This is a genomic window from Mycobacterium sp. Root135, assembly GCF_001426545.1.
In the GTDB taxonomy this organism is placed as follows: domain Bacteria; phylum Actinomycetota; class Actinomycetes; order Mycobacteriales; family Mycobacteriaceae; genus Mycobacterium.
In genome coordinates, this window is record NZ_LMEZ01000009.1 from 146,259 (window position 1) to 172,410 (window position 26,152).

Consider the following 26,152-nt stretch of genomic DNA (forward strand, 5'->3'; position numbering starts at 1 on the left):
TCCGACAGTACCGTCGTGCCAGTTCTGAGGTCCTACGGCTGGGTTCCCAGGGCGGCGAGCGCCTCGTCGGCAGTCTGATAGAGCGCCAGGAATTCGTCGAGCTTGGTCAGCTGGATGGGTCGCGCCGTCGCCGGACCGCTGGCCACCACGGCGAATTTGCCGGTCCCTCCCGCTCTTTCGTGGGTCTCCGCGAGAATTCGCAGGCCAACGGAGGCGAGAAAGGACACCGCGGTCAGGTCGATGATCAGGGCGCCGGGGCGCTCCTCGATCAGCTCGGCGAGGAGCTCCTCCAACGCGGGTGAGGTGGCAAGATCCACCACTCCGTCCACCTTCAACACGGTGGCCCCGTCCCGCCGCTCGACCGAGGTCGAGATCGCATCGGCTGTCGACAACGGCCATCCCTCCCTAGAGAACTTCGTCGATCTTAGTATCCGCACCCCGTTCCGCTGGACTTTAAACCAGTGGGCGGCGAGCGCGTCATGCTTAAGGTTAATGTCAAGATCGGCGACTCGCCGAGAGGGGTGCGGCGCGAGAAGATGGACCCGCCGGATCACCAGCCCACATCCCTAGGCAAGGGGTCTTCGTCATACCCACGGTGGCGATTGCAAATCGCGTTTTGGGGGAACACACGCGCGTGACGGACCGCGCGACGGGCAAGGCCCCGGGAGTCGTTGCCCATGATGTTCCCGACGACGGAGTCGCGAGCTGATGGCGGACGTCCCCTTTCACCAGCGCTATCCCGCGGCGCTTCGACGTCATCTGGACACCGGTGGCGAGGCCGGCCTCGCCGCGGCCAGCGAGATCGGCCGCCAAGCGTTGGACGACCGCGTCGGCATCGTCGAGATCGTCGAGTGTCACTTCGAACTCACCGAAGAACTGCCCGCGGCGTCCCGTCCGGCCGCCGTGAACTTCCTCAAGAAGACCCTCGCCGCCTTCGACGTCGCCTCCCGCGGGTTCGCCGACGGCGTCGAGCGATACGAGGAGCAACGGGCCAGGGCCGACGACCTCGAGGACCGCGACGCGTTTCGCACCGCGCTGGTGAACTCCCTGCAGGAGGGGTTCTTCGTCGTGGACCCCGACGGCACCATCGTCGGGGTCAACGAGGCCTTCGCCGACATCACCGGCTGCGGGGCAGAGGGGCTGCCCTATCGCTGGCCGTACCCCTGGCTGGCCGACCAGGACGAGGCGGCCAAGCGGCTCGCCCTTCTTGTGGAGCAGGGCAGCATTCAGGCCGAGACGCAGATCCGGCATCGTGACGGCCGCCTCACCTGGGCCGAGGTGAGCATCAACTCGGTCACCGCGGGGGGTGCCGACGGTGACGCCTACGTCGGCACCATCCGCGACGTCACGGCGGCCAAGGCGTCGGCCGCCCGCGAGAGCGCCGTCGTGCGATTGGCCACGGCCGTCGGGATCGCGACCAGCGTCGCCGAGGTGCTCGACATCGTGCTCGAGGAGTTGCGGGCCGCGATCGACCTCAGCCGGGTCGTCGCCGTGATGTGGACGAAGTCGGGCGACCCCGAGGTGCAGGTCGCCGGATCGCCGGAGCCGATCTCCTGGGGCGACCTCGATCCGTTCCTGCAGGCGAGGTTCACCGAGACGCGGGACTGGCCGCCGCTGTCGGTACAGGCGATTGGGACGGCAGGTCCGGCGGGCCCGTGGCTGGGCATCATGGCGGTGCTCTCGGGTGTCGGACCGTCCGCGCTGTGGCTGGAGAATGCGGAGCCCCGCGTCATCGGTGCCGACGACCGACTGCTCGTCACGACTCTGGTCGGTCATCTGAGCCTGGCCGTGCAGCACGTTCGCCAGTTCGAGATCGCCAGGGAGGCGTCGTCGACCCTGCAGAGGACGATGATGCCGACGACGAAACCGCCGGTCGGGTTCGCGGTCCGATACGAGCCCGCGGCGTCGCCGCTCGAGATCGGCGGCGACTGGTACGACGTGCTCGCGGTCGGCGACCGTCAGATCGGCATCGTCGTCGGTGACTGCGTTGGCAGCGGGTTGTCGGCGGCGGCGGTGATGGGTCAACTCAGAAGCTCGGCACGGGTCCTTCTCGTCAACGGCGCCAGTCCCGGGCGACTGCTCGACGAGCTGGATTCCGCGGCGGCCCTCATCGCGGGCGCGTACTGCACGACCGTCTTCGTCGGGATCGTCGACGTGGAGACCGGGCAGATGGCCTATAGCAGTGCGGGCCATATTCCGGCCCTGCTCGCCGTGCCGGGTGGGGCACCGGAGAGTCTGACTGGCGCCACCTCGGTGCCGCTGGCGGTTCAGAAGGCGGGTCCGCGGCCGGAGGCGACGACGTTCCTCTCGCCGGGATCCACCCTGATGCTCTACACCGACGGACTGGTGGAGCGCCGAGAAGAGCTGGTCGACAACGGCATTCGGCGGGCAGGTCAGGTGCTGGCCGAGACGATCGAATCGCCGGCGGACGTCGTCGCGGACGCGGTGCTGCAACGGATGGTTCCGAAGGACGGCTTCGACGACGACGTCGCGATCGTGGTGTATCGCAGGCCGCCGGCGCCGCTGCTGATCGACGTGCTGGCGACGCCCGACCAACTGAGCGGAATCAGGGCTCAGATCGCCGGTTGGCTGCGGGCCACCGGCATTCCCGACGACCTCGGCGGCGACATCGTGCTCGTCGTGAACGAGGCGTGCACCAACAGCATCGAACACGCCTACCGCGGGGCCACGCCGGGCCGCATGGTGGTGTGTGCCGAGGCCAAGGGCCGGGGGATCTCGATCCGCATCACCGACTTCGGCTCGTGGAAGCTGCCCGACGCCAACCCGCGGACCCGTGGCCGCGGGGTGCCGCTGATGCGTGCGGTCAGCGGCGACGTCTTCCTCGACGGCACCTCGACCGGCACCACGGTGACGATGAACTTCGAACTGTCCTAACGCTTCTCGGGGACGCTGAGCGCAAGCGTGGCGGCGTCGTCCTCCACCCCGGTGCTCAGATCTTCGATCAGGGTCCGCATGGCAGCCACGATTCCACCCGCGTCGTTGGGGGAGTGCGCCGCGGCGAAGCGCAGAAGTTCACCGTCGTCGTCGTACCGCGATCCGGCTCCGTTGCGCGCCTCGGTGAAGCCGTCGGAGTAGGCGAGAAGGGTGTCGCCGGGTGACAGCGCTATCCGCGTCGACGAGAACGTCGGCGTGGCGAACAGCCCAACGGCCTGACCTCCGTTGGTCGCCACGTACTCGGCGCTGCCGTCGCCGCGAAGGAGTAGCGGAGGTGGATGGCCACCGGTGGCCAACTCAACGTCGAAACCGACTGCGCCCCTGGTGATCACGCCGAACAGCACGGTGCAGAACCAGCCGCGGCCGGCGTGGGAGTCCTGTTTCAAGACGCTGTCGAGGGTGTGTAGCACCCCGACCGGATGGTCGTCGCCGACGGCGGCGGCACGCAGGGTGTACCGGGTCAACGACGTCAACGTGGCTGCGGCAACGCCCTTTCCGCACACGTCGCCCAGGAAGAAGCCGTACCTCTCCCTGGACAGCGGGAACAGGTCGTAGAAGTCGCCGCCGACCTCGCCGGCCGACGGGCTGTAGTAGTGGGCGGCCGCCTCGAGGCCGGGAGGCGGGGACAGCGACGGCGGCAGCAGCGAGCGTTGGAGCGTCTCGGCGAAACTCACGGCGCGACCACGTTCCTCCTCGGCGCGTCTGCGCTCGGCCAGGAGTTCGCGTTCGTAGGAGCGGCGGTCGGCGGCGTCGTCGGCGACGATGCGGACCAGTTGGGGGCGTCCTTCGTCGTCGGACTTGACGTTCGCGGTGAGCAGGACGGGAAGCCGCCGGCCGCCTGCGGCGACGAGGTCGACCGCGACGCCGCTGAGCACCCCCGATGCCAACAGCATTGGCGCGAAGTGGGTTTCGTAGTGGATGCGGCCACCGGCGGTGAGCAACCTGGTGAAGGGCGTGCCGATCAGCGCACCGTGGTCCCGTCCGAGCCACGACGCAAGCGTCTCGTTGACGGCCAGGATCTCCCCGTCGGGCGTGGTGATGACGTATCCGCATGGCGCGTTGTCGAACGCATCGCGTAGCGCGTCGGGGTCTGCCGTCACGCCGGTTCCGCGAACGCGGCGATGGCCGCCGCCGTCTCGTCGGGAGCACTGAGCTGCGGGCAGTGGCCGGTCGCGTCGATCGTGACGAGGTCGCTGCCGGCGATGTGCTCGTGGGTGTACGCGCCGACCGAGCGTGGCGCCAGCGTGTCGTGAAGACATTCGACGACCCGCGACGGAATTCCGACCCGCGGCAGGTCGGCGCGGTTGTCGGACAGGAACGTCGTCCGGGCGAACACCTGCGCCTTGGCGGGGTCGTTGCGGCAAAACGACTCGGTGAGCTCGTCTTCGAGCTCCGACCGGTCCGGGGTGCCCATCACCTTCGGCGCCATCGTGTGCGACCAGCCCAGGTAGTTGCTCTCCATCGACTCGAGCAGTTCGTCGATGTCCGCGCGGGAAAATCCGCCGGTGTACCCGTCGTGGTCGAGGTAGCAGGGCGACGGCGTCAGGAGAACCAGCTTGGCGAAGCGGCTGGGATCCTTCGCGACGGCGAGCACGCCCATCATCGCGGCAACGGAATGACCGACGAACACCACGTTGGTCAGGTCGAGTTCCTCGACGATGTCGAGGATGTCGTCGGCGTAACCGTGCAGCGAGGAATACCGCTCGGCGTCCCACGCGTGCGGATCGGACAGCCCGGAGCCGACGTGGTCGAACAGGACGAGACGGAATCGATCCGCGAGACGTGTCGTAACCAGGCGCCAGAGGTTCTGGTCGCATCCGAACCCGTGGGCCAACATCACCGTCGTCCCCGACTCGGGACCGGCAAACGTCACGTTGTTCCTGGCGAGCACGTTCACGCGGTCATCCTTGCACGCCGCGGTTCCGCGCCGCGATCGACGCTTGGCAACGTTTCCGGTGGGTAATACCGCCCCATGGCAAACGACGAATTCTCCAAGGGCGACCACGTCGAATGGAAGAGCCACGGCGGAACGGCCGAGGGCAAGGTCGAGAAGAAGATCACCTCCGACACCACGGCTGCCAAGCGCACCGTCCGAGCCTCCGAGGACGACCCGCAGTACCTGGTGCGCAGCGAGAAGAGCGGCGGTGAGGCGGTGCACCGCCCCGAGGCGCTCGAGAAGACGGCGGAGTAACGCCTCAGCGGCCGGTCGAGACTCCGGCCGCGAGACGACCGATCGGCGAATCGTCGAGTTGGTCGGTCAGATCACGGGGATTGCGGTAGACCGCCACCGCGCCTTCGTCCTGCAGCCTCAGCCGGTCGACGCCGCCACTCTCGACGCCGATGCACTCGACGCCCGCCCTGGCCGCCGCTTGGATGTCCCAGATCGAGTCTCCGACGAAGACGGCGCTGTCGGCTCCCACCTCGGCGCGTTGCAGCGCCACCTCGACGATGTCGGGTTTGGGCTTGGCGGTGTCCACGTCGCCCGACGAGGTGACGGCCGAGACGATCTCGTCCTGGTCGAGAATCTTGCGCAGCAGCGCCAACTCGTCCTCCGGTGCCGACGTGGCAAGCACCACCTGTAATCCGGTGGCGGCGACCAGGTCCAGCAACCGACGGGTCCCGGGAAGCGGCTTCAGCAGGTGCGCGGTCTCCCGATAGAAGCGGGAATGCAGGTCCTTGGCGCGAGCCTTGGTGTCATCGCCGTTCGAGTTCTCGGGCATCAACTCCTCGAGCAGCGAGGAGCCGTCCATCCCGATGCCGCGGTGAATGCGCCACGATTCCACGTCGACCCCGACGTCGGCGAACGCCCGTTGCCAGGCGTGCACGTGCAGATAGTTGGAGTCGACGAGGGTTCCGTCGATGTCGAACAAGACGGCAGGTGTGGGCATGCATCACGGGTTCCCAAGCCGACCCTTGCGAAACGAGGTGTTTCATTTGGCCTCGACTCGGGAAGCCGTGGCAGGGGGATGTCACGTCATGGGCCGCCGCGAGTGGCCGGGCGTCGACGACAATCAGACGACATTCAGACCGCAATCGTGACAATCGTGAAGGGATGACGACATCACGGAATGGGGTCGGGATCGCACCCGGCACGCAGACCCAATCCGATGACGTTCGCTTATGACTATTACTCACAACGCATTCGAGTTCGCCACGGCATGGGACGGCCTCTGGTCGTCGAACTTCGGCCGATGGATCGCCACCAACGGCTTGCACATCGTGCTCGTGATCGTCGCCACGGTCATCGCCACCAGGATCATCCGCCACGTCGCAGGGCGAATCAGCAGGCGCCTGGCCGCAAGTGACGACTCGGACGCCACCGTCCAGTCCGAAGCGGTCAAACACCGCCAAGCACTGGCCTCGGTGATCTCATCGGTGGCGATCGCCGTTCTCTACGTCGTGGTGTCCGTCGACGTGATCAACACCCTCGGACTTCCGATCGGGTCGCTGGTGGCCCCGGCCGCCGTGCTCGGTGCCGCCCTCGGTTTCGGTGCCCAACGGATCGTCCAGGACCTGCTCAGCGGGTTCTTCATCATCACCGAGAAGCAATACGGCTTCGGCGATCTCGTCCAGCTGACCATCGGGGCGAGCAACGAGGCCGTTGGCACCGTCGAAGACGTCACCCTGCGGGTCACCAAACTCCGGACCAACGACGGCGAAATGTTCACCGTGCCCAATGGCCAAATCGTCAAATCACTGAATCTGTCCAAGGACTGGGCCCGAGCGGTGGTGGACATCCCGGTCCCGGCATCGGCCGACTTGAATAGGGTCAACGAGGTGCTCAAGGGCGTGTCGGACAAGGCCATGGATGACGACCTCCTGCCAACTCTGCTGCTGGACAAGCCATCCCTGATGGGCGTGGAGAGCATCGGAGTCGACGAGGTCAAACTGCGCATGGTCGCGCGCACGCTACCCGGCAAGCAGTTCGACGCGGGCCGACGGCTGCGGCAAATGGTGGTCGCCGACCTGCGCCGCGAGGGAATCGACAGCCGGACACCGGCTACCGTCGACGCCGCGTGACTCGGAACGCCTCGCTCAGAACGTCGTGAACAGCACGATGGCTGCAGCGGCGATGACGACCCACGCGACGGCCGGTACGACGATCCCGTACCGGCGTCGCGCGGTCACGAACGAAAGTGCCACTGCCACTGCGGCTACCGCAGGGGTGCCGTATTCGATGAGGCCGAACACGGTTTCGTTCGGCCCGAACTCGGTGCAGCCCCCGTTACCACAGCCCGCGGTGCCCAGTACCTGCAGGTAGGAGTAGACGACAACGGCCAAGGCCGCAGGCGCGGTCAGGATTGCCAGTATCCAGTTGACCGTCGTGCGCGTGCCGTTGCGTACCTCGGTGTCCATTCGAGCGCCGTCAGTCCTGCGCTCTCGCTTCGGCGCCCGTCTCGCCGGCGTCGAAGGCGTCGTCCGAACTCTGCTCGCCGACGTAGTTGCCGCCGCCGTGGCGGTCTGCGCGTGACGCCGCAACGTGCGAGTCGTCGTCGACGTCGGGCTCACTATCCGACTCGTTCTCGGGATCGTGATCGTCTGAGCGGTGTCGTCCGGACATCGTCATACCTCCTCGGTGCCCCCCACGAGTACCCCGATCGGTGCCGTCCAACCAGCGAGACGTTTCACGGCACCGTCGGCTGGGCACATGCAGTGGGGCCACAGCGGTCCACGGCAAACTCTGCGGGAGGATTTTCACTTGATGCGCATGAAGGCGATGACGGGTTTGGTAGCGGCGAGCATGACGTTGGGCGTCCTGCTGAGCGGTTGCGGCGCAAAGGTCGAAGGCGGCGACACGTCCTGCAAGGACTACATGTCGGCCAACGACGCAGACCAGCAGACGGCCGTGTCCAAGATGCTCAAGGACGAAAAGGGCACTGACGCGGCGCAGCTCGAAATCACCGGCACGAAGCTCTCGGTGCAAACCTTCTGCCAGACCGCGGGCAAGGAAGACACCAAGATCAAGGAAGCCCCGCACCTGTAGGGACCGCGTTTCGGAAGAGACGGGTCGGGTAGTCGGTCAAGGTGGCGCGGCAGGCATGGCCTGCGGCGCCACCTTCGCCGATGAAAGGACTGTTCATGGGGGGCAACTGGCGAAGATCAGTGCAAGGCGAGTCTCGGTGACGTTCGACAGTGCGGTGGTCGTCATCCCCGCCCACGACGAAGCGGAGAAACTGCCACGCTGCCTCAAGGCCGTCGTCACAGCCGCGGCATGCGCGCCGGTACCGGTGCTGACCGTCGTCGTCCTCGATTCCTGTACCGACGAAAGTGCCTCGCTGGCTGGACACTTCGGCGACGGCGTGCACTTCGTCGAGGTCGAGGCGAAGAACGTGGGAGCCTCGCGTGCCGCGGGCTTCGCCTACGCGCGAACGGTATGTGGCGTCGCCTCGGGCGACGAGTCCCGGATCTGGTACGCGACCACCGATGCGGACAGCCAGGTCGACGCGGACTGGTTGGTCCGCCAAATGGACGCCGACACCGACATGGTGCTCGGCGTAGTGCGCGTGACGAATTGGCGGCATTTCTCCGCTTCATCGGTGCGTCGGTACCTGGCCGCCTACCGTGCGAAGTTGCGTCGCAGTGGCGGCGGACACGACCACGTGCATGGGGCCAACATGGGTTTCCGAGCCGACGCCTACTGGAAGACCGGAGGTTTCGCGACACTCGTCTCCGACGAGGACGTCAACCTGGTGCGACGGTTCGAGCAGTGCGGACACCGAATCCACCGCGACGTCGGCCTGTCCGTCGTGACGTCGGCGCGACGCGAGGGCCGAGCGCCGCGCGGTTTCGCGAGTCACCTCAAGTCGGTGTCGCAACGCGACGGTGCGGCATGACGGTAGCGCTGGTCCGGCGTTGGCTGGACGCCGGCGAACTCGACCTTCCCGCACCCGGTTCCGGCCGGACGGGCACGCGCTGGTGGAAGCTCGCCGCGTTGACCGAGAACGACGTCGTGGCAGGCAGATTGGCCGAGGCGCACGCCGATGCGCTCGCGATCTTGGCCGAGCTCGGCGGGCCGAGCCCCGAAGCCGGTCGACTGTGGGGAGTCTGGGCTGCCGAAGCGCCGCACGCCGTCGTCACGGCCCGCGACGACGGCGACGGCCAGGTGCGGCTCGACGGCACGAAGGCGTGGTGCTCGGGCGCGGGGATCTGCACCGACGCACTGATCACCGCGCGCTGCGGTGACAACGGGCGTGGCCTCTACGCCGTCGACCTCGATCAGGACGGGGTGGAACCCCTTCCCGACGAGTGGCACAACGTCGGCATGCACGAGTCGGACACGAGGTCGGTACGACTCGACGGAGCGGTGGGAGTGCCCGTCGGACGGCCAGGCGAATACCTGTCCCGACCGGGGTTCTGGCATGGCGCAATTGGAGTTGCGGCCTGCTGGCTCGGAGGCGCCCGCGGGGTGGCCGCTCCGCTGTATCGAGCGGTGGCCACCGAACACGACGGCAAGGCTCCCGACGAGCACGCGCGCGCACACCTCGGCGCGGTCGACGCGGCGCTCGCCGCGGCCGAGGCCATGCTCGTCTCGGCCGCGCGGTACGTCGACGCCGAACCTCGCGGCGACCGTGCCGAACTCGTCGCGCGGAGGGTGCGTGCCGTCGTGGAATCAGCGGTCGACGAGGCCATCGTCCGCACCGGCCGGGCGCTTGGACCTGGCCCCATGGTCTTGGACGCCGGGCATGCCAAGAGGGTCGCGGACCTCACCGTCTACGTCCGCCAGAGCCACGCCGAACGGGACCTCGCGGCGCTCGGGAAGCTGGCGGCCAAGTGACCTCCACGGAGTCGGGCAACGGGTTCCGTTTCGCGGCGCAGCCCATCGCCGGGGGCGGCACCCCCGCGGAGGACTGGCGTGAGTGGGTCGGCGCGCTCCCCACCCTCGATCTGTCCGACTGCCCGGCACTGGTCGTCGTGGCACCCCATCCCGACGACGAGACGCTCGGCTTCGGTGCGACAGCGTCCTTGCTTCGGTCACGCGGCGTCGAGGTCACCGTGGTGTCGGTCACCGACGGCGGCGGCTCGGTTCCCGGGTTGTCGCCCATGGAACGGCGGTGGTTGGAGCGTGACCGCCGAACTGAATTGCTCGCCGCAACAACGGTTCTCGGAATCGGGGAGCCGGTGGCCCTCGGGTTGCCCGACGGCGAGTTGGTCGACCATGAAGCCGAACTGACCACGATGCTCACCGACGTCTTGGCGGCGATGCCGTCCGGAACCTGGTGTGCGGCCACCTGGCGTGGCGACGGCCACCCCGATCACGAAGCCGTCGGCCGCAGTGCGGCCGCCGCGGTGGCCCGCACCGGCGCCGAACTCCTGGAATTCCCGGTGTGGATGTGGCATTGGGCGAAACCCGGCGACGAGGCGGTGCCGTGGCACCGCATGTCGACTGCGCCCTACGACAGGGCGGCCACGGCGCGGAAGCGGCGTGCCGCCGCGGCCTTCGAGTCACAGCTGGTGCCGTACGAGGCCGGAATGGACGTGGTGCTGCCACCGTTCGTGCTGCAACGGTTGTTCGCCGTAGGAGAGGCGGTCATTCGATGATGGACCGACTGCCCGACGGCTACTTCGACGACGTCTACGCCGCCTCGGCTGATCCGTGGCGAATGGCCGAGCGCTGGTACGAGCAGCGCAAGTACTCGATCACCATGGCGATGCTGCCCGACGAGCGGTACCGGCACGCGTTCGAACCCGGCTGTTCCATCGGCATGCTGACCGAGCGGCTCCTCGAGCGCTGCGACCACGTCACGTCATACGACGTGGCACAGGCGGCGCTCGACACCACCAGGAGTCGCATCGGGGAACGGCCCGATCTCACCCTGGTCCGGTCGTCGCTGGACGCACCGTGGCCGGGGGCCGACGTCGACCTGGTGGTGATCTCGGAGGTGGCCTACTACCTCTCCGGGCCGACGCTGCGCCGAGTACTTGATCGCGAATGCGCGCTGCTGGCGCCGGGCGCGACGATGGTCGCCGCGCACTGGCGGCACGCCGTCGACGACTATCCCCTCTCCGGGGATGAGGCGAATGCGCTGATCGGCGAGACCGCCGACCTGACGGCAATGGGACGCTACCGCGACGACGACGTGGTCATAGACGTGTTGCGCAAGGGGGCGACCCAATCGGTCGCCGTCAGCACCGGCGTCCCCGGTGCGGTGGGGCAGGACTAGCGGCTCGTCACCAGTCGGAGGTGGCTGCGCGGCGGCCGGGTGACGGTGGCCACGGCGGCCTCCATCGAGTTGGCGACGGGGAGTCCGCCGTCGGGGTCGCACACCCGCAGCACCCGGTCGACCTCCGTACCTGCCAGCACAACCCAGTTGACCGAGTGTCGCGAGCACATCACGTTGATGCGATGCAGGATCGAAAACCCTTGAATGCCAAAGAATTCGAGTCCTCTGAGATCGACGATCAGGCGGCTGACGCTCTCCAGTTCACCCTCGACGTGCTTGCCGAGTGACAGGGCGTTGGCGGCGTCGAGCTCGCCGTCGGCGGTCACGACCAGCACCGAAGAACGTGCGGAGGTCGTGGTCGTGAACCGGACGCGCTCGCGAGGCAGGGCGGGTTCGTCGGCGGGAAAGCCGGTAGCTAGGGACACGGGGAACCTCCACTGTTGTGCGCGCGTCTGAGACTGATGCCAAGGCGGAGGACCCTGCCGGGCGCCGGTGACGTGTGGGGCTGTCAATTCAACCTGAGGTTGAGAGTAGTACCGACTGACCAGTGGAAACAATGGTGCTTTCCTGAGAGCTTGCCGTGTTTATCGGCCCTTTCCGTGGGCAATTCTGCCTGTTTGGGACGGGTGGAGGTGGCCTGAAGATGGCGATGGACGTCGATCATCCCGAAGCGGATCAGGGCTGGGATCGCAATGCACGGTCGGAAACCCCGACCGAGCGCCTTGATCGCAACTGGTCGAACCTCCTGCAGGAACTTCGGGTCGTCCAGACCGGGGTACAACTGCTAACGGGTTTCCTGCTCACGCTGCCGTTTCAGCAGCGCTTCGACATCCTCGACCGCGCCATGCGGATGGTCTACCTGGCAACCGTGACCTGTGCCGTCGGCGCCTCGGTGCTGTTGATCGCCCCTGTCGGAATCCATCGCGTTCTCTTTCGTCGGCGACGCCTTCAATCCCTGGTGTCGGCGGCCCACCGCCTGGCCTATGCGGGCCTGTTGCTCCTGGGATTGGCGCTGGTGGGGATGACGACGATCATCTTCGTCGCCGTGTCCGGTCGGTCGGCCGGTGTCACCGCCGGCGTCGTCGCGTTGGCCGGGTTCACCGCGTTCTGGGTGGTCATCCCGCTGTGGATGCGTGTTTTGCCAGCGAACGTCGAGGGTAACCCGTCGGCAGCCAAGGGAAAGTGAGAGCCAGTTCATGGCCCCCAGACATCTCAAGCAGGACCGCCATCGGTCGTCGGCGAATACCGTCGTGGTCGTCGCCTCGCTGGCGGTGGCGTTCGTCGCGATCGTGGCAGCGCTGGCCGTGCACATGGTCGACCCTGCGCCCACCGCGGTACAGCAGGGCGCCAGGGTCACGGCCGCCGCCCCGCACCAGCCCGTCAGCCAAGAGGGCAGGTTGGTGGCCGTCACGCCCACGTCGGTCACCGCGGAGAGCATGGACGGTTTCGCCCGCACCTACGTCATCACCCCTGAAACCAACGCGATCACCGCGGCCGGAAGCGCCGTCGGCGGCGCGGCGACGTCGTTCGCCGTCGACGACGAGGTCACCATCGTCGGCGTGGTGCGCGACGGCAAGGCCGTCGCCACGGCCGTCGCACACAAGCAGGTCAGCAACTTGAACGGCCCGCCCATGGACGGCGTCTGAATCGGCTGACTCCCCGCCGAGAGTCACGTAACGTCGTCGGCGTGGCGGGATCACGAACCGTGAGCGCCGACGAATTGGCTGCTCTCACCTTCTTTGCGGGCTGTCCCGCCGACAGTCTTGGGTCGGTGGCCAGCCTCTTGCAACCGCTCGCCGCACCACCGGGTCAGGTGTTGATGCGTCAGGGCGAGCATGCCGACTCGTTTCTGTTGATCGGCTCGGGCCGAGCGCGAATCACACATCTCGGCGCCGACGGCGACGTCATCGAGGTCGACGTGACGCCTGGGCTGATCGTCGGCGAAATCGCGCTCCTGCGCGACGCCCCGAGGTCGGCGACGGTGACGGTCGCCGAGGAGCTGACCGGCTGGGTCGGCGGCCGGGAGGCGATCGCGGCCATCCTCGACCTGCCCCGCATGATGGCCAAACTGGTGCGCACGGCGCGTCAGCGCCTCGCCACCTACGTCACGCCCATCCCGGTGGTCCTGCGAGACGGCACCGAACTGCACCTGCGACCGGTGCTCCCCGGCGACAACGAACGCACACTGCACGGACCCGTCCAGTTCTCCAGCGACACCTTCTACCGGCGCTTTCAGTCCACCCGGACCCCCACCCCGGCACTGATGGCCTACCTGTTCGAGGTCGACTACGTGGACCACTTCGTCTGGGTGCTCACCGACGGCAAGGCGGGCGACGCGCCGATCGTCGCCGACGCCAGATACGTCCGTGACGAGACCCAGACCGCCGCCGAGGTCGCCTTCATCGTCGGCGACGACTATCAGGGCCGCGGCATTGGCAGCTTCCTGATGGAGGCGATCGTCGTCGCCGCGCGGAGCGAGGGCATAAGGCGGTTCACCGCACGGGTGTTGGCGGACAATCTTCCGATGCGATCGATCCTCAACCGCTACGGCGCACAATGGCACCGCGACGACATGGGTGTCGTCACCACCGAGTTCGACGTCCCGGTGATGCACGAACTGACGATGCCCTCCGAGCTGTACCGGGAGATCCGAGCGGCCGCGCGCCAGGTGATCCGGGCGGTGGGCTGATGACTCGGCCACCGCTGAACAAGGACACCCGGCTGTGCATCTCGCTGGCTGCCCGCCCCAGCAACATCGGCACCCGGTTCCACAACCACCTCTACGACGTCCTCGGTCTCGACTTCGTCTACAAGGCGTTCACGACGACCGACATCGCGGCTGCCATCGGGGGCGTGCGGGCATTGGGGATCCGCGGCTGCTCGGTCTCGATGCCCTTCAAGGAGGACGTCATCACGCTGGTCGACGACGTCGAACCGTCGGCTCAGGCGATTCACTCCGTCAACACCATCGTCAACGACGACGGACACCTGCGGGCGTCCAACACCGACTACCTCGCCGTGCAGCGGCTCATCGACGACCATGGGCTCGACGCCGGCGGCCGGGTGTTGATCCGCGGCAGCGGCGGCATGGCCAGCGCAGTCGGCGCGGCGTTCCGCGACCACGGCTTCGGCTCGGGCATCGTGATCGCCCGCAACGCCGAGAGCGGCCGGGCGCTGGCCGATCGACTCGGCTACGACTACGCATCTGAGGTCGGCACCCACGTCGCGGACGTCATCGTCAACGTCACGCCGATTGGGATGGCCGGGGCGCCCGAGTCCTCCGAGCGGGCGTTCGACGAGGCCACGATCATGCACGCCAAGACGGTGTTCGACGTGGTGGCGCTGCCGTCGGAGACCCCGCTGATCACGGCCGCTCGGGCCGCGGGGGTGCACGTGGTGACCGGCGCCGAGGTGATCGCCCTGCAGGCCGCCGAGCAGTTCGAGCGCTACACCGGGGTGCGGCCGACGGCGGAGCAGGTAGCTGAGGCGTCGGCGATCTCGCGGGCGTGACGCTTAGGGCGCGTTGACCACGGTGATCGGCCGGCGCACCCGCTCCATCACGTGCCCGTTGAAACCCTTGTACATCAGCCTTGCCTGGACGAACCAGTTGATCGAGGAGTGCACCGCGGCCGCGGTCGGCGGTGCGTCGTCGGGGAGCACGACTTCGAACGGCAGCTCCACCGGTGTGCCGGCCCGCAGTTGAATTCGCTTGTCGAGTTGGACGACTCGGCCGTCCAACTGGCCGCCAGGGCCGGGTGTGCGGGTCAACGGGTGGGACTCCCGCTCGCGCTGCCACGACACGGCGAGGTCGCCGTCGGGCAGGTCGACGGTAGGCGTCAGGGTCACGTGGCCGGTGATGGTCTCGCCGGCTCGCCACACCGGCTTCGACAGCGAGACGTCGACGACGGTTTCGGCGGCACCCGAGACGTGTTCGAGCGGTTCGAGATACGAGTCGACGTCCGCGGTGCCGATCCGCACGGTGAACTCACCCCGGGTCTCCACGTCTAGACCCTCCCGGTCGACGGTGAGTCGGCATTCCCAGCGTGCGATCGCCGGTGACGACGCGGGTGCCCACGACGGGATGCGGAACGACGACGACGCACCGGTGAATTCGCTTGCGGCGACGGGCAACTCCTCGACGATGACGCTCACCCAGTCGTCGGTGTCGCGGTCCCCGCCGTAGTTGGTGCCGACCTGGTCGGCCGTCCAGATCGTGTCGTTGCCTGCGGCCGCCGCGGAGTCGACGCGACCGGCCCAGTGGTACTGGTAGAAGTTGGTGTATCCCCAGTCCAGGCGGGCGGACCGAACCTTGCGGATCGGCTTGTCGGTGGTGACGGCCACCTCAACCGTCTTCCGTGGGGTGACGACGGTCGGGGTGACGACGACAGATGCGTCGCCTGAGCGATCGAAGAGTCCCACTACGTCCCAATCTCTATGTCTCGTACCACTTCTTGTTCGCGTACTTCGCGCGGTTCGCGGCGTACTCCACCGGGTTGTTCTTCTTCTGGTGCGCGCGCACCGGCCAGAACAGCAGCCACAGCAACGGGTAGACGGTCACGTAGAAGGCTAGTTGGAACAGTCCGCCCACCAGGACCGCGAACACCCACGCCGGGTAGATGAGGATCAGGCAGAACTGGATGAACTGCTTGAGGACCACCGGGTAGCCCTCGGCCATCGACCAGACGAGGCGCGGACTCATCATGTGGAGGAATTGCTGCCACTTCGACCTCTGCGCTTCCGCCTCGGCCTGGGCCTCGCTGACGTCGCGACCGCGTTCCTCGCGGGTCAGCCCGCGCTGCGGCGGCGCGGGTTCGCTGGGATCGGGATGGTGGGCTGAGGTCATGGTGCCTCTCCTCGGGTTCTTTGACTGAGGGTGTGCACCGGATCTTAGCTGTGTCGTCAGGGCGTGATCTTGGTTTGCTCGTCAATCTTTGAAGTGGCTGCCATCAGCGGGTTGATTTGCTCCTCGGTGCCGCTGGCGTTGAGTTGTAGGACGAAGATCCCGTTCTTGTCGGCGGCCGGGATGATCACCGTCTTCTGCGCGATGAGCTTCTTCGTGCCGTCCTGTAGGTAGGTCGCGCCGATCTGGTAGGCGTCGAACCCGCCCAGTTTGGCGTCGCCGCCGTCGCCGGCACTTTCGTATCCGGGAAGGTTCTGCAGCTCACCCGGCGCGAACTTGAAGATTTCGGCGGGGTCCACGTTGCCGGTCAGCCTCGACATCACCGCGACGATCGTCGGCGGATCGGCGGCCACCGACGGGTCGGCGAAGACGATCGCACCGTAGGCGCCCGGCGGGGTCTTGGGGCCTGCGTCGGCCCATCCCTCCGGAGTCGGCAGGTCGACCGTGGGCGTGCCGGGATCGCCACGCTTGACGGGAGTCTCGGTGATCCCGTTCTCCTTGATGTAGTCGGCGATCGTCGGCTTGGCGCCGGCCTGGGTGGACGTCGGTGCGGCACTGCTCGTGGCGGCGGTGCTGCTTGCCGAGCTACTCGACGAGGACGACGACGAGGAGGAGGTGGCCTCGGTCTTGGAGTCCGAACCGCACCCGGAGAGCGCGAGCCCCAAGGCGATCAGGACGGCTGCCGAACCTGCGGCTGTGCTGTGCGTTCTCATCTGATCCCCTGTTCGTCGACGAACTGAAGGTACACGGCAAACGGGGCGATTCATCAGAATCCGATGTTGCGACCCGTGAAACTCTGCGTCACGTTGCCAGCCAACGACTCGTCGTACGGGTCGACCGCCGTCACCGGTGCGCCCTCGGCGAGTTCGAGACCGTCGAGGTCCACCCAGATCAGGCTCGGACTGGTCGTCAGCTCGAAGAAGTATCGGCGGTTCGTCAGGTCGCAGACGGAGCGGTACTCCGTGTTGTAGACACCGAATTCGGCGTAGGGCGCACCGAACGGAACCGAGACGTTGCGCATGATCGCCATCACGCTGGCGACGGCCTGTCGCTCGTCGACCGGCTTGGGAAGCAAGGCCGAGTAGTAAGCGGCGCGCTGGAACCTGTCGACGGCGTTGACGTTGCCAGGAAGCGGCATGTCCCTGCTCGGATTGGAGAAGTCTTGCGCCGCAAGCAGACTCAACTGTTCGTCGTAGGTCGGGTCGTTGGTCATCAGGGTGAACTCGCGGCCGTGGTGGACGACGAGCTCACCGTCGGCGAATTCCAGGATGGCCGAATCTCCGCCGGCGTCCTCGACGGCGACGTGAATCGTCGCGTCGAATCCGTGCGCGCTGACCATCACCAGCTGAATGTCCTTCATCAGCGCGAGCGCCTCGGAGACCGTCGCCGCCTGGTCGAGCAGGTACTGAATCCACAGCCCCGTGTGCAGGCCGGGCAATTCGGGCTTTCGTGAGCCCAGTTCGGTCGTCTTGAGATATAGCCCGTGCGCCGCAAGGCCGCGCTCGTTGAGGCCGTCGATCGAGCCGATGCCGTAGACGGTGGTCACCAGGCTGGCGTGGGTGCTGGTCCAGTGCAGCGGATTCTCGGCGACGACTACCTGGCCGGCCATCAGCCCGCCGTCGCGCTCCTGGCCGCGGGGGAACGCGACGAGCAGGGGTTCGGTCGACTCGGGCCAGTCCATGGAGCGGCCGGCGAGGACGGCGATGTCGTTGTCGTTCCACAAGACTCGGGTGCACATGACGGATCCCTTCGGCGCGTCCACCCAGGATGTGGGGGAGCCGTCAGCGTAGCCGTGATACCAAGGTTTCATGCGCGTCTTCGCGTCATGGCTGACGGTCGCAGCGTGTGTTGCGGCGTGCTCGCCCGCGCAGGCGCCTGCGCCGACCGAGGCGACGAGTCCCCCCGCGGCGCGCGCGAGCTTTGACCCGATGCGGGTCGAGCGCGTCCGCTCCGATCTGCCAACGGGTTACGAGTTCACGCCGCTGCCTACCCGCGTTGCACCGATCGCGCTGTGGGGTCTCGGCCCGCAGTGGACGGCAGACCCGGCGACGTGCGCCGCACTCGGTGACCCCGCCGGCGACGGCCCCGTGCACGGCTGGTCCGCCTCAGGGCCCGGCGGCATCGTCTACGCAGTGGTGGCCGCCGCGGCGGTGGGCCTTGATCGGGCCACCGTCGACGCCTGCGGTTCGTGGAGCCTGTCGGCCGGTCACACCGCGGGGGTCGTCACCGTCGTCGACCCGCCGGTGATCGAAGGTGCGCAGACTCTGGGGTTGTCCACCGACGCCACCACGACCGTCGAGGGTGGCACCGAAACGCATTCGCATGCCGAGACATTCGTCGCCTACCTCGGGGATCACGTCGCCCATGTCACGGTGGTGACCGACCCCGGTTCGTCGGGTCCGTCGCTCGGACCGGGCTTCGCGTCGGATTTGCTCGTCAAGACGGTGGCGGCGCTTCAGGGCTGACGGTTGGCGGCCGGGTAGATTGGCGCCGATGTTCAGGACGCTGCTCGCCACCCTCGTGTGCTGCGCCGTCGCGACCGCGTCGGCCGGGTGCTCGGCCACGCCGGCCGCGGACGAGTCGAAGGCCGACATCGCCAAGGTGCTCGACGTGAAGTCGGACTTCGGACCCCAGTTCAAGGTCAGTACGGTCGCGCCGACGGGAATCGACCCGCGTCTGCTTGCGCAGCAACCGCTTCCACCGGGCACGGTCTTCGACCCGCCCGGGTGCGCGAAGGTGGCCGAGGGCACGAACCTTCCGCAGGGACTCAAGGGCAACATGGCCGCGACCACCGCCGAGGGCGACGGCAACCGGTTCATCGCGATCGCCCTTGAGACGTCCGAGGCGTTGACGACGCCCGACCCCGGCGACGCCTGCAAGAAGGTGGCCTTCGCCGGTGGCGGAGTTCGCGGGCTGGTCGAAGTCGTCGAGGCTCCCGCGATCGACGGCGTCCGCACCCTGGGCACCCACCGCGTCCTGCAGACGATGGTCAACGGAAAGCCCGCGACGGGCGAGATCTACAACTACCTCGCGGACTTCTCGACGTTCAGGGTGATCGTCACGGCCAATCCTCTGGTCGAACCGAAGAAGCCCGTCACGCCCGTGGACACGCAGCGTGCCCGCGACCTGCTGTCGGCTGCAGTGAAGGCCGTCCGCGGCGGTTAACGCACGTCCCGCGGGCGGAACTGGATGCTGATCCGCGGACCCGTTGGCTTGGTGGTCTTGGGCACGGCGTGTTCCCACGTGCGTTGGCAAGAGCCGCCCATCACGATCAGGTCGCCGTGGCTCTGCGGCAGCCGCAACGATCGGCCGCCGGAGCGGGGGCGCAACGCCAAGACCCGGGTCGCGCCGAGGCTGAGGATGGCCACCATGGTGTCCTCGGTGCTGCTGCGGCCGACGGTGTCGCCATGCCAGGCGACGCTGTCGTTGCCGTCGCGGTAGAGGCACAGCCCAGCCGAGGTGAACGGTTCGCCGAGCTCGCCTGCGTAGATGTCGTTGAGCCGGACGCGCAGTCGCGCGATTTCGGGATGCGGGGCGGGTTCGGAGGTCAGGTCGTGAAAGCTGACCAGTCGCGGCACGTCGAGCACCCGGTCGTACATTTGGCGCCGCTCGGACCGCCAGGGAATGTCGGTCACCAGGTCGTCGAAGAGGTCGTCGACGCGCTCGTGGCCGCCGGTGAGCCACCCGGCTCGGACGTCGACCCACGCGCCGTCCCCCAGCTCGCGCCGCTCGTCGTGACCGAACAGGGCATCCTGAATCGCGAGATCGATTCCAGTCACGCGTCGAGGTTATCGCACAGGCGTTCGAATTTATAGTCTCGCGGCGCCGGGTCCGCTGTTGGCGAGTACGTCACCGGGGTTGGACAGCAGGCAGGTCTTCAGGCTCATACAGCCGCAGCCGATGCAGCCGGTCAGGTTGTCGCGCAGGCGTTGCAGATGGAGGATGCGCTCGTCGAGATCGGCGCGCCAGCCGGCCGAGAGCCGACCCCAGTCTTTACTGGTCGGGACGCGGTCGGTGGGCAGTGTGGCGAGGGCCTCGCGAATGCGGGCCAGTGGGATGCCGAGGCGCTGCGACATCCGAATGAACGCAACCCTGCGCAGGGTCTCGCGGGCGTATCGGCGTTGGTTGCCCGACGTGCGTCTGCTGACGATGAGGCCTTCGCGCTCGTAGAAGTGCAGTGCCGAGACGGCCACACCGCTGCGGTGGCTCAACTCGCCGGGGGTCAGCTCCAGCACGTCCATGACCTAAACCATAGTTGGGGTGACGATTCGCGTTACGGTGCTACGCATGACAGCCACGACGCTGGGCGCGAATTCAGAGGTAGGACCGCTGAAGGTCGTCATCCTGCACCGGCCGGGACCCGAACTTCAGCGACTCACCCCGCGCAACAACGACCGGTTGCTCTTCGACGGCATGCCGTGGGTGGCGCGAGCGCAGGAGGAGCACGACACGTTCGCCGCGCTGCTGCGGTCACGTGGCGTCGAGGTGCTGCTGTTGGCGGACCTGCTGACGGAGGCGCTGGCCAGCGGTGCGGCGCGGATGCAGGGCATCTCCGCCGCCGTGGACAGTCGACGGTTGGGACTGCCGCTGGCGCAAGAGCTTTCGGCCTATCTGCGGACGCTCGACGTCGAACCGTTGGCACGAATCCTGATGGCGGGCATGACGTTCAACGAGCTGCCGTTCCTCGGCGGTGAGCTGTCGCTGGTGCAGCGCATGCACCACGACGCCGACTTCGTCATCGATCCGCTGCCGAACCTGCTGTTCACCCGCGACTCGTCGTTCTGGATCGGACCGCGGGTGGCCATCACGTCGCTGGCGCTGCCGGCGCGCATTCGGGAGACGTCGCTGACCGATCTGATCTATGCGCATCATCCGCGATTCCTCGGAGTGCGGCGGGCGTACGAGTCGCGGTCGGCCCCCGTCGAGGGTGGCGACGTGTTGCTGTTGGCGCCGGGTGTGGTCGCCGTCGGCGTGGGGGAGCGGACGACGCCGGCCGGTGCGGAAGCGTTGGCGCGCAGCCTGTTCGACGACGGACTGGCCCACACCGTGCTCGCTGTGCCGATCGCGCAGGAGCGGGCGCAGATGCACCTCGACACGGTGTGCACGATGGTCGACGTCGACGCGGTGGTGATGTACCCGAACATCGTGGATTCGTTGTCGGCGTTCACCATTCGGCAGAAGTCGGACGGCGTGTCGATCGCCAGCGCGGCCCCGTTCGTCGAGGCCGCGGCCGATGCGATGGGGATCGGCAAGTTGCGCGTCATCGACACCGGCCTGGACCCCGTGACGGCCGAGCGCGAGCAGTGGGACGACGGCAACAACACCTTGGCCTTGGCGCCGGGCGTGGTGGTGGCATATGAGCGCAACACCGAAACCAATGCCCGCCTTGCTGATTCGGGCATCGAGGTGCTGCCGATCTCGGCGTCGGAGCTCGGCACGGGCCGCGGGGGTCCGCGCTGCATGTCGTGCCCCGTCGCCCGCGACCCCCTGTAGGCCCGTGCCGCCGAGACAGTAACCACGGTCGTCGAATCGCTCTCTCAACGACCATGGCCGCTGTCTCGACGGGCCGCCCACGCCTGGCGAACCCGCCGGAGGACGTCCGATGGTCTGTCTTCGGAGATCACTTTCACGTGCAGCCAGCCGAGTTCGTCGAGGAGCCGCAGTCGTTTGACGTCCCAGGCGTAACGCGCGCGGTCGGTCCGGTGCTGATCGCCGTCGTATTCGACCGCGATCTTGACGTCCTCCCACCCCATGTCGAGGTAGGCGAACTCGCGTCCGAATTCGTCGGCGACCGGGATCTGTGTCCGCGGCCGCGGAAGGCCCGCATCGACGAGTAACAGCCGCAGCCACGTCTCCTTCGGGGACTGCGAGCCACCGTCCATCACGTCGAGGGCTCGCCTCAACCGTCGAACGTATCGGGCGCCCGGGTATCGGTCTATCAGCGGTGAAACATGTTCACGGGCAAGGCCAGTGGCTCGGGACAGCGCGTCGAGATGGGCGACGGCCGCGGCGGGCGGCAGATACCTGCCCAGGTCGTAGGCGGTTCGTGCCGGCGTGGCAACCAGCATGCCGTCCATCTCCCTCACCTCGTCGCCGGTGAAGTGGTCGTTGTGGGTGATGATTCCCTGCGGCGGTCGATTGTTGGGCGACATCAGTTCGACGGGGGCGTTCTGGTCGACCCACTTCGAACCATGCAGGGCCGATGCGGCTCGACCGGTGATGGGGGCGCGCCTGCCGGACCACAGCCACGCGCCGACGGTGTTGGCCTCGAGCGACGGCCCAGCGAGTCGAGGCGTGTAGACGTTCGGGTAGATGGTCCGGTACCTGGATCGCAGCTGCCCCCAGGTGAGTTCGTTGCGGGCGAGCGCTTCGCTGCCCAGAAAGACGGTCTCCATCAGCGAACAGTGGCGTCGGGATCCGACACATCGTGAGACAGCAGCCACAGTTGTCCACAGGCCGCCCCCGCGACAGCCAGTGCTGTCTCGGCGAGAAGTGGCCGGTCAGCGCCAGCTGGGCAGCCAGATCTGCATGTGCCACGTCGACTGTGAGATCGGCAGACCCGTCAGGATCGGGTACATCCACGCGAAGTTCGTGATCACGGCCGCCACGTAGAAGCACACGACGAGCAGGCCAAGCGTTCTCCGCTCGGCGTTCTGCCGCGGCGCATAGAGAACGTCGCCGAGAATCAGCGCGATCAGCATGACCATGAACGGCGCCATCGGCGCGGCGTAGAAGAAGTACATCTGCCGGTCGATGTCGGCGAACCACGGCAGGTAACCCGCGCAATAGCCGGTCAGCGCCACCGCATAACGCCAGTCACGCTTGACGAACGACTTCCACGCCGCCCACACCAGAATCGGCACCGCGATGAACCACATCGCAGGCGTACCGACGAGCATCACGGCCTTGACGCACGACTGCGCGCCGCACCCCGCCACGCCGTCCTGGTCGATCGCGTACAACACCGGCCGCAGCGACATCGGCCAGGTCCACGGCTTCGACTCCCACGGGTGATGATTGCCTGCCGCATTCGTCAACCCGGAGTGGAACGTGAAGGCGCCGTAGGTGAAGTGCCACAGCGACCGGATCGCATCCGGCATCAGCCCGCCCTCTGCGAACGACTGACCCTCCTCGTGGCGGTTGATACCCGTCTCGGATGCGAACCACGGCGCGTACGACGCGAGGTAGACCCCGAGCGGGATCAGGCCGAAGACGTACACCGCAGGGGCGAAGTCCCGCCGCAGCGTTCCCAGCCACGGGCGCGGCACGCGGTACTGCCGCCGCGCGCTCACGTCGAACGCCAACGTCATCACGCCGAAGAACAGGATGAAGTACAGGCCAGACCACTTCGTCGCGACCGCCAGGCCCAGCAACACGCCCGCCCCGAAGCGCCACCACCGAACGCCAAGGCGGGGCCCCCACGGGGTCTCCGCGATGCGGCCTTCGACGAGGGCGGCGTGCATCCGCGCCCGCATCTGGTCACGGTCGACGATCAGCGCGCCGAAGGCCGCCACCACGAACACCACCAGGAAGATGTCCAGCAGGGCCGTGCGGGCCGTCACGAAGCTGACGCCGTCGGCGATGATCAGCAGGCCCGCGATACCGCCGATCAGCGTCGACCGCGTGATCCGTCGGGTTATGCGGGCCACCAGCACCACCAGGACGACGCCGCACACCGCGCCGGAGAATCGCCAGCCCAGACCGCTGTAGCCGAATAATGCCTCGCCGAGGGACAGCAGTTCCTTGCCGACGGGCGGATGCACGATCAACCCGTAACCAGGGTTGTCCTCGACGCCGTGATTGCCCAACATCTGCCAGGCCTGCGGCGCGTAGTGCTTCTCGTCGAAGATCGGGGTGCCGCCGTCGGTGGGCGAACCGAGGTTGAGGAACCGGGTCAACGCGGCCAGCGCCATGATCACCGACGTCATCGCCCAGCCCTGCATCCGGTCCATCGGGCCGAAGTCGCCGACGGGTGCCAGAGGGCCCGGGCTGATGACCGGCACCGGCTGCTCTGTCTCCATGGGCGGGGCAGTCACGTGAGCGATCGTATTCTGTTCGGTGTGACACCCGGTCGACTGCTACTGGCCGCCACGCCGTTGGGCCAGGCTGGCGACGCTTCCGCACGCCTCATCGAGGCGTTGGGCAGCGCCGACGTCGTCGCCGCCGAGGACACTCGACGCATCCGGACGCTCGCAGCGAGCCTCGACGTCGTCCCCGCCGGCAAGGTCGTCAGCTTCTTCGACCAGAACGAGGCGGCCCGCGTGCCGTGGCTCGTCGAGGAGATCACCGCGGGGGCGACCGTGCTGGTCGTCAGCGACGCGGGCATGCCGCTGATCAGCGATCCGGGGTATCGGTTGGTCGCCGCCTGCGCGGCGGCCGGGCTCGTGGTCAGCTGCCTGCCCGGCCCGTCGGCGGTGACGACCGCGCTTGCGGTGTCGGGCCTGCCGTCGGATCGGTTCTGCTTCGAGGGCTTCGCACCGCGCAAGCAGTCCGCGCGGTTGACGTGGCTGGGCACCCTCGCCGGCGAACGCCGCACGTGCGTGTTCTTCGAGTCACCCCGCCGACTTGCCGAATGCCTCGACGACGCCGTCGACCGGTTGGGTCCCGACCGGCTCGCCGTGGTCTGCCGCGAGCTGACCAAGACACACGAGGAGGTCAAGCGCGGCACGCTGGCCGAGCTCGCGGAATGGGCCGCCGACGGCGTGCTCGGCGAGATCACCGTCGTCCTGGCAGGCGCCGAGCCGCGCGCGGACTTGGACACCCTGGTGGCGGCGGTCAACGAGCTGGTCGAGGAGGGGGCGGGGGTCAAGGACGCGTGCGCCGAGGTGATCGCCGAGAATCCCGGCGCACCGTCACGGCGTCAGCTCTATGACGCGGTGCTGCGCGCTCGCCAGTGACCCGACGATCGGGGCCGCCTTGTGCAGGCACTCCTCCCACTCCCCGTCGGGATTCGAGTCGGCCGTGATGCCGCCGCCGACGCCGAGCACCGCGCCGCCCGTGTCGTTGAACTCGACGGTGCGGATCGCGACGTTGAGTTCGGTTCCCGCCACGGGTGACGCCAAACCGACCGTCCCGCAATAGATTCCGCGCCGATCGGGCTCCCAGGTGTCGAGCAGCTGACGTGCGCGACCCTTCGGCGTGCCCGTCACCGACGCTGGCGGGAACGTCGCGGCCAAGATGGTGGACATCGGGACGTCGGGGTCGACGCGGGCCGCGACCGTCGACACCAGGTGCCACACGCCAGGGGCCGCGCGCACCACCAACAGCTCGGGAACCGACACCGAGCCCGTGACCGCGATGCGGCCGAGATCGTTGCGGACGAGGTCGACGATCATGATGTTCTCGGCGACGTCCTTGACCGAATCCCGAAGGGCGGACGGCGATTCGGTGAGCGGCAGGGTGCCCTTGATCGGGCTCGACGTCACCGTCCCGTCGGCGCGGCTGAGGAACAGCTCGGGGGACAGGGACGCGACCGCCCCCCAGTCGCCGGAGACGAACGCCGCGCGCGCCGGCGCCGTGCGCGCGACGGCCTCGGCGAAGAAGTCGACCGGCGCGCCCGTGACCCTGCCGAGGATCTGCGTGCACACGCACGCTTGGTAGACCTCGCCGGCGGTGATGGCGTCCAGGCAGGCCAGGACGCCCGCTTGGTGCTCGTCGCGGTCGGCGACACCCCACGTGACGTGGCACTGCGACGGGGCCGGGTCAACGGCCAACGCCTCGACCAGCCAGCCGGGAGCGGCTGCGCCGGAAAGGTTTTCGTACCACCAGTCTCCGTCGGCGTCCAGACGCAGGACGTCGTCGGTCCAGCCGCCCGCCGCCTCGGGGATGCGTGGGCGGGCGCCGTTGCGGCCGGCGTCGGGATAGGACAGGTAACCGATCCAGCCGCCGCCGACGGCATCGCCACGCGACGCGACGCCGGCCTGCGCGACGTCGAAGACGCCGGTCGTGGCGACGGGTTGGACCGCGACGCTTGGCGCGACGACCGCCCCGGCGCCGAACCAGTCACCGGTCAGGGCGGCGGGCGGCGGGAGGCCGAGGCGCGTCGTCGCGGCGGCCAGACATCGCAGCACCTCCGGGGCGCTGCGTGACAAGGCGATCCGCTCGATCCGCACCGCAACAGCCTGTCATGGACACC

The 26,152-nt window shown here is 67.9% G+C and carries 32 protein-coding genes; 16 read left to right on the top strand and 16 right to left on the bottom strand.

What is annotated here, in order from left to right:
- Positions 1-32: 32 nt before the first annotated feature.
- Positions 33-392, bottom strand: a complete 360-nt coding sequence (locus ASD37_RS26345; RefSeq protein ID WP_056558732.1) for an STAS domain-containing protein — start codon at positions 390-392, stop codon at positions 33-35.
- Between the two features lie 313 nt (positions 393-705).
- Here ASD37_RS26345 and ASD37_RS26350 point away from each other — a divergent pair, with 313 nt between their 5' ends.
- Entirely contained in the window at positions 706-2,895 is a 2,190-nt protein-coding gene (locus ASD37_RS26350) for a SpoIIE family protein phosphatase (RefSeq protein ID WP_370073097.1), read from the top strand.
- Here ASD37_RS26350 and ASD37_RS26355 read toward each other — a convergent pair.
- Both ASD37_RS26355 and ASD37_RS26360 read right to left on the bottom strand, forming a co-directional pair.
- Positions 2,892-4,055: a PP2C family protein-serine/threonine phosphatase gene (locus ASD37_RS26355; protein ID WP_056558739.1), complete on the bottom strand. Its 1,164-nt coding sequence runs from the start codon at positions 4,053-4,055 to the stop codon at positions 2,892-2,894. The two genes, ASD37_RS26350 and ASD37_RS26355, sit on opposite strands and share 4 nt — an antisense overlap.
- The gene (locus ASD37_RS26360) at positions 4,052-4,852 is read right to left on the bottom strand and encodes an alpha/beta fold hydrolase (RefSeq protein ID WP_056558742.1); all 801 of its coding nucleotides are present in this window, start codon (positions 4,850-4,852) and stop codon (positions 4,052-4,054) included. The genes ASD37_RS26355 and ASD37_RS26360 overlap by 4 nt, the downstream gene beginning before the upstream one ends.
- Positions 4,853-4,927: 75 nt before the next feature.
- Between ASD37_RS26360 and ASD37_RS26365 the strand changes: the two genes are divergently transcribed.
- Positions 4,928-5,146 (top strand): DUF2945 domain-containing protein, encoded by a 219-nt coding sequence (locus tag ASD37_RS26365; protein WP_056558745.1) that lies wholly within the window; start codon positions 4,928-4,930, stop codon positions 5,144-5,146.
- A gap of 4 nt (positions 5,147-5,150) precedes the next feature.
- Here the strand turns inward: ASD37_RS26365 and ASD37_RS26370 are convergent, their stop codons facing one another.
- Positions 5,151-5,843: an HAD family hydrolase gene (locus ASD37_RS26370; RefSeq protein WP_056558749.1), complete on the bottom strand. Its 693-nt coding sequence runs from the start codon at positions 5,841-5,843 to the stop codon at positions 5,151-5,153.
- 232 nt (positions 5,844-6,075) lie between these two features.
- Here ASD37_RS26370 and ASD37_RS26375 point away from each other — a divergent pair, with 232 nt between their 5' ends.
- Complete coding sequence (locus ASD37_RS26375; RefSeq protein ID WP_056558752.1) at positions 6,076-6,975, top strand: mechanosensitive ion channel family protein; 900 nt, start codon at positions 6,076-6,078, stop codon at positions 6,973-6,975.
- 15 nt (positions 6,976-6,990) lie between these two features.
- Here the strand turns inward: ASD37_RS26375 and ASD37_RS26380 are convergent, their stop codons facing one another.
- On the bottom strand, positions 6,991-7,311 hold the full coding sequence (locus tag ASD37_RS26380) for a hypothetical protein (RefSeq protein WP_056558755.1): 321 nt from the start codon (positions 7,309-7,311) through the stop codon (positions 6,991-6,993).
- A gap of 10 nt (positions 7,312-7,321) precedes the next feature.
- Positions 7,322-7,516 carry a hypothetical protein gene (locus tag ASD37_RS26385; protein ID WP_056559939.1) on the bottom strand — a complete coding sequence of 65 codons (195 nt, stop codon included), beginning with the start codon at positions 7,514-7,516 and terminating at the stop codon, positions 7,322-7,324.
- Positions 7,517-7,657: 141 nt separating this feature from the next.
- Here ASD37_RS26385 and ASD37_RS26390 point away from each other — a divergent pair, with 141 nt between their 5' ends.
- From ASD37_RS26390 to ASD37_RS26410, 5 genes are all read left to right on the top strand, one after another.
- A complete protein-coding gene (locus tag ASD37_RS26390) occupies positions 7,658-7,939 on the top strand; it encodes a hypothetical protein (RefSeq protein ID WP_370073098.1) in 282 nt (93 codons plus the stop codon).
- A gap of 136 nt (positions 7,940-8,075) precedes the next feature.
- Positions 8,076-8,789, top strand: a complete 714-nt coding sequence (locus ASD37_RS26395; protein ID WP_056558762.1) for a glycosyltransferase family 2 protein — start codon at positions 8,076-8,078, stop codon at positions 8,787-8,789.
- Positions 8,786-9,730 (top strand): acyl-CoA dehydrogenase, encoded by a 945-nt coding sequence (locus ASD37_RS26400; protein ID WP_056558766.1) that lies wholly within the window; start codon positions 8,786-8,788, stop codon positions 9,728-9,730. The genes ASD37_RS26395 and ASD37_RS26400 overlap by 4 nt, the downstream gene beginning before the upstream one ends.
- The gene (locus ASD37_RS26405; protein ID WP_056558769.1) at positions 9,727-10,494 is read left to right on the top strand and encodes a PIG-L deacetylase family protein; all 768 of its coding nucleotides are present in this window, start codon (positions 9,727-9,729) and stop codon (positions 10,492-10,494) included. The genes ASD37_RS26400 and ASD37_RS26405 overlap by 4 nt, the downstream gene beginning before the upstream one ends.
- Complete coding sequence (locus ASD37_RS26410; protein WP_056558772.1) at positions 10,491-11,117, top strand: SAM-dependent methyltransferase; 627 nt, start codon at positions 10,491-10,493, stop codon at positions 11,115-11,117. The genes ASD37_RS26405 and ASD37_RS26410 overlap by 4 nt, the downstream gene beginning before the upstream one ends.
- Here ASD37_RS26410 and ASD37_RS31705 read toward each other — a convergent pair.
- Entirely contained in the window at positions 11,114-11,542 is a 429-nt protein-coding gene (locus tag ASD37_RS31705) for an STAS domain-containing protein (RefSeq protein ID WP_162253319.1), read from the bottom strand. The genes ASD37_RS26410 and ASD37_RS31705 overlap by 4 nt on opposite strands.
- Positions 11,543-11,766: 224 nt before the next feature.
- Here ASD37_RS31705 and ASD37_RS26420 point away from each other — a divergent pair, with 224 nt between their 5' ends.
- From ASD37_RS26420 to ASD37_RS26435, 4 genes are read left to right on the top strand one after another with little or no spacing between them, the layout of a single operon-like run.
- Complete coding sequence (locus ASD37_RS26420; RefSeq protein WP_056558777.1) at positions 11,767-12,303, top strand: DUF6328 family protein; 537 nt, start codon at positions 11,767-11,769, stop codon at positions 12,301-12,303.
- A gap of 10 nt (positions 12,304-12,313) precedes the next feature.
- Positions 12,314-12,763: a hypothetical protein gene (locus ASD37_RS26425; RefSeq protein WP_156721121.1), complete on the top strand. Its 450-nt coding sequence runs from the start codon at positions 12,314-12,316 to the stop codon at positions 12,761-12,763.
- 41 nt (positions 12,764-12,804) lie between these two features.
- Positions 12,805-13,806, top strand: coding sequence for a GNAT family N-acetyltransferase (locus ASD37_RS26430; RefSeq protein WP_056558783.1), 1,002 nt, complete (start codon positions 12,805-12,807; stop codon positions 13,804-13,806).
- Positions 13,806-14,627 carry a shikimate 5-dehydrogenase gene (locus ASD37_RS26435; protein ID WP_056558786.1) on the top strand — a complete coding sequence of 274 codons (822 nt, stop codon included), beginning with the start codon at positions 13,806-13,808 and terminating at the stop codon, positions 14,625-14,627. Before ASD37_RS26430 ends, ASD37_RS26435 begins: the two co-directional genes overlap by 1 nt.
- 3 nt (positions 14,628-14,630) lie before the next feature.
- Here ASD37_RS26435 and ASD37_RS26440 read toward each other — a convergent pair whose 3' ends face one another.
- From ASD37_RS26440 to ASD37_RS26455, 4 genes are read right to left on the bottom strand one after another with little or no spacing between them, the layout of a single operon-like run.
- Positions 14,631-15,536: a hypothetical protein gene (locus ASD37_RS26440; RefSeq protein WP_056558789.1), complete on the bottom strand. Its 906-nt coding sequence runs from the start codon at positions 15,534-15,536 to the stop codon at positions 14,631-14,633.
- Positions 15,537-15,549: 13 nt separating this feature from the next.
- On the bottom strand, positions 15,550-15,960 hold the full coding sequence (locus ASD37_RS26445) for a hypothetical protein (RefSeq protein WP_056558792.1): 411 nt from the start codon (positions 15,958-15,960) through the stop codon (positions 15,550-15,552).
- A gap of 56 nt (positions 15,961-16,016) precedes the next feature.
- On the bottom strand, positions 16,017-16,730 hold the full coding sequence (locus ASD37_RS26450) for an LpqN/LpqT family lipoprotein (protein ID WP_056558795.1): 714 nt from the start codon (positions 16,728-16,730) through the stop codon (positions 16,017-16,019).
- Positions 16,731-16,783: 53 nt separating this feature from the next.
- Positions 16,784-17,755, bottom strand: a complete 972-nt coding sequence (locus tag ASD37_RS26455) for a linear amide C-N hydrolase (RefSeq protein ID WP_056559941.1) — start codon at positions 17,753-17,755, stop codon at positions 16,784-16,786.
- Between the two features lie 70 nt (positions 17,756-17,825).
- Here ASD37_RS26455 and ASD37_RS26460 point away from each other — a divergent pair, with 70 nt between their 5' ends.
- Together ASD37_RS26460 and ASD37_RS26465 are read left to right on the top strand one after the other, a co-directional pair.
- Positions 17,826-18,482, top strand: a complete 657-nt coding sequence (locus ASD37_RS26460) for a DUF5642 family protein (RefSeq protein ID WP_056558799.1) — start codon at positions 17,826-17,828, stop codon at positions 18,480-18,482.
- A 28-nt stretch (positions 18,483-18,510) separates the two neighbouring features.
- Positions 18,511-19,182: a DUF5642 family protein gene (locus ASD37_RS26465; protein WP_156721122.1), complete on the top strand. Its 672-nt coding sequence runs from the start codon at positions 18,511-18,513 to the stop codon at positions 19,180-19,182.
- Here ASD37_RS26465 and ASD37_RS26470 read toward each other — a convergent pair.
- Positions 19,179-19,787, bottom strand: a complete 609-nt coding sequence (locus ASD37_RS26470) for an alpha-ketoglutarate-dependent dioxygenase AlkB (protein ID WP_056559943.1) — start codon at positions 19,785-19,787, stop codon at positions 19,179-19,181. The two genes, ASD37_RS26465 and ASD37_RS26470, sit on opposite strands and share 4 nt — an antisense overlap.
- A 39-nt stretch (positions 19,788-19,826) precedes the next feature.
- On the bottom strand, positions 19,827-20,258 hold the full coding sequence (soxR, locus tag ASD37_RS26475; protein WP_056558806.1) for a redox-sensitive transcriptional activator SoxR: 432 nt from the start codon (positions 20,256-20,258) through the stop codon (positions 19,827-19,829).
- A 46-nt stretch (positions 20,259-20,304) separates the two neighbouring features.
- Here soxR and arcA point away from each other — a divergent pair, with 46 nt between their 5' ends.
- Positions 20,305-21,510: an arginine deiminase gene (gene arcA / locus ASD37_RS26480; protein WP_056558809.1), complete on the top strand. Its 1,206-nt coding sequence runs from the start codon at positions 20,305-20,307 to the stop codon at positions 21,508-21,510.
- 44 nt (positions 21,511-21,554) lie between these two features.
- Here the strand turns inward: arcA and ASD37_RS26485 are convergent, their stop codons facing one another.
- Positions 21,555-22,412, bottom strand: a complete 858-nt coding sequence (locus ASD37_RS26485) for a hypothetical protein (protein WP_056558812.1) — start codon at positions 22,410-22,412, stop codon at positions 21,555-21,557.
- 105 nt (positions 22,413-22,517) lie between these two features.
- Positions 22,518-24,038, bottom strand: coding sequence for a dolichyl-phosphate-mannose--protein mannosyltransferase (locus tag ASD37_RS26490; RefSeq protein WP_200960018.1), 1,521 nt, complete (start codon positions 24,036-24,038; stop codon positions 22,518-22,520).
- 39 nt (positions 24,039-24,077) lie between these two features.
- Between ASD37_RS26490 and rsmI the strand changes: the two genes are divergently transcribed.
- Positions 24,078-24,914, top strand: coding sequence for a 16S rRNA (cytidine(1402)-2'-O)-methyltransferase (gene rsmI / locus ASD37_RS26495; RefSeq protein ID WP_056558821.1), 837 nt, complete (start codon positions 24,078-24,080; stop codon positions 24,912-24,914).
- Here rsmI and ASD37_RS26500 read toward each other — a convergent pair.
- Complete coding sequence (locus ASD37_RS26500) at positions 24,870-26,129, bottom strand: aminodeoxychorismate synthase component I (protein WP_056558823.1); 1,260 nt, start codon at positions 26,127-26,129, stop codon at positions 24,870-24,872. The two genes, rsmI and ASD37_RS26500, sit on opposite strands and share 45 nt — an antisense overlap.
- Between the last annotated feature and the right edge of the window lie 23 nt (positions 26,130-26,152).

Excerpts from the sequence above, each read along its gene's own strand:
- ASD37_RS26365 (WP_056558745.1), top strand. The coding sequence starts at position 4,928 with ATGGCAAACGACGAATTCTCCAAGGGCGACCACGTCGAATGGAAGAGC.
- ASD37_RS26370 (WP_056558749.1), bottom strand. The coding sequence starts at position 5,843 with ATGCCCACACCTGCCGTCTTGTTCGACATCGACGGAACCCTCGTCGAC.
- ASD37_RS26375 (WP_056558752.1), top strand. The coding sequence starts at position 6,076 with ATGACTATTACTCACAACGCATTCGAGTTCGCCACGGCATGGGACGGC.
- ASD37_RS26380 (WP_056558755.1), bottom strand. The coding sequence starts at position 7,311 with ATGGACACCGAGGTACGCAACGGCACGCGCACGACGGTCAACTGGATA.
- ASD37_RS26385 (WP_056559939.1), bottom strand. The coding sequence starts at position 7,516 with ATGTCCGGACGACACCGCTCAGACGATCACGATCCCGAGAACGAGTCG.
- ASD37_RS26390 (WP_370073098.1), top strand. The coding sequence starts at position 7,658 with ATGCGCATGAAGGCGATGACGGGTTTGGTAGCGGCGAGCATGACGTTG.
- ASD37_RS26400 (WP_056558766.1), top strand. The coding sequence starts at position 8,786 with ATGACGGTAGCGCTGGTCCGGCGTTGGCTGGACGCCGGCGAACTCGAC.
- ASD37_RS26410 (WP_056558772.1), top strand. The coding sequence starts at position 10,491 with ATGATGGACCGACTGCCCGACGGCTACTTCGACGACGTCTACGCCGCC.
- ASD37_RS26420 (WP_056558777.1), top strand. The coding sequence starts at position 11,767 with ATGGACGTCGATCATCCCGAAGCGGATCAGGGCTGGGATCGCAATGCA.
- ASD37_RS26425 (WP_156721121.1), top strand. The coding sequence starts at position 12,314 with ATGGCCCCCAGACATCTCAAGCAGGACCGCCATCGGTCGTCGGCGAAT.
- ASD37_RS26435 (WP_056558786.1), top strand. The coding sequence starts at position 13,806 with ATGACTCGGCCACCGCTGAACAAGGACACCCGGCTGTGCATCTCGCTG.
- ASD37_RS26445 (WP_056558792.1), bottom strand. The coding sequence starts at position 15,960 with ATGACCTCAGCCCACCATCCCGATCCCAGCGAACCCGCGCCGCCGCAG.
- ASD37_RS26450 (WP_056558795.1), bottom strand. The coding sequence starts at position 16,730 with ATGAGAACGCACAGCACAGCCGCAGGTTCGGCAGCCGTCCTGATCGCC.
- ASD37_RS26455 (WP_056559941.1), bottom strand. The coding sequence starts at position 17,755 with ATGTGCACCCGAGTCTTGTGGAACGACAACGACATCGCCGTCCTCGCC.
- ASD37_RS26460 (WP_056558799.1), top strand. The coding sequence starts at position 17,826 with ATGCGCGTCTTCGCGTCATGGCTGACGGTCGCAGCGTGTGTTGCGGCG.
- ASD37_RS26465 (WP_156721122.1), top strand. The coding sequence starts at position 18,511 with ATGTTCAGGACGCTGCTCGCCACCCTCGTGTGCTGCGCCGTCGCGACC.
- soxR (WP_056558806.1), bottom strand. The coding sequence starts at position 20,258 with ATGGACGTGCTGGAGCTGACCCCCGGCGAGTTGAGCCACCGCAGCGGT.
- arcA (WP_056558809.1), top strand. The coding sequence starts at position 20,305 with ATGACAGCCACGACGCTGGGCGCGAATTCAGAGGTAGGACCGCTGAAG.
- ASD37_RS26485 (WP_056558812.1), bottom strand. The coding sequence starts at position 22,412 with ATGGAGACCGTCTTTCTGGGCAGCGAAGCGCTCGCCCGCAACGAACTC.
- ASD37_RS26490 (WP_200960018.1), bottom strand. The coding sequence starts at position 24,038 with ATGGAGACAGAGCAGCCGGTGCCGGTCATCAGCCCGGGCCCTCTGGCA.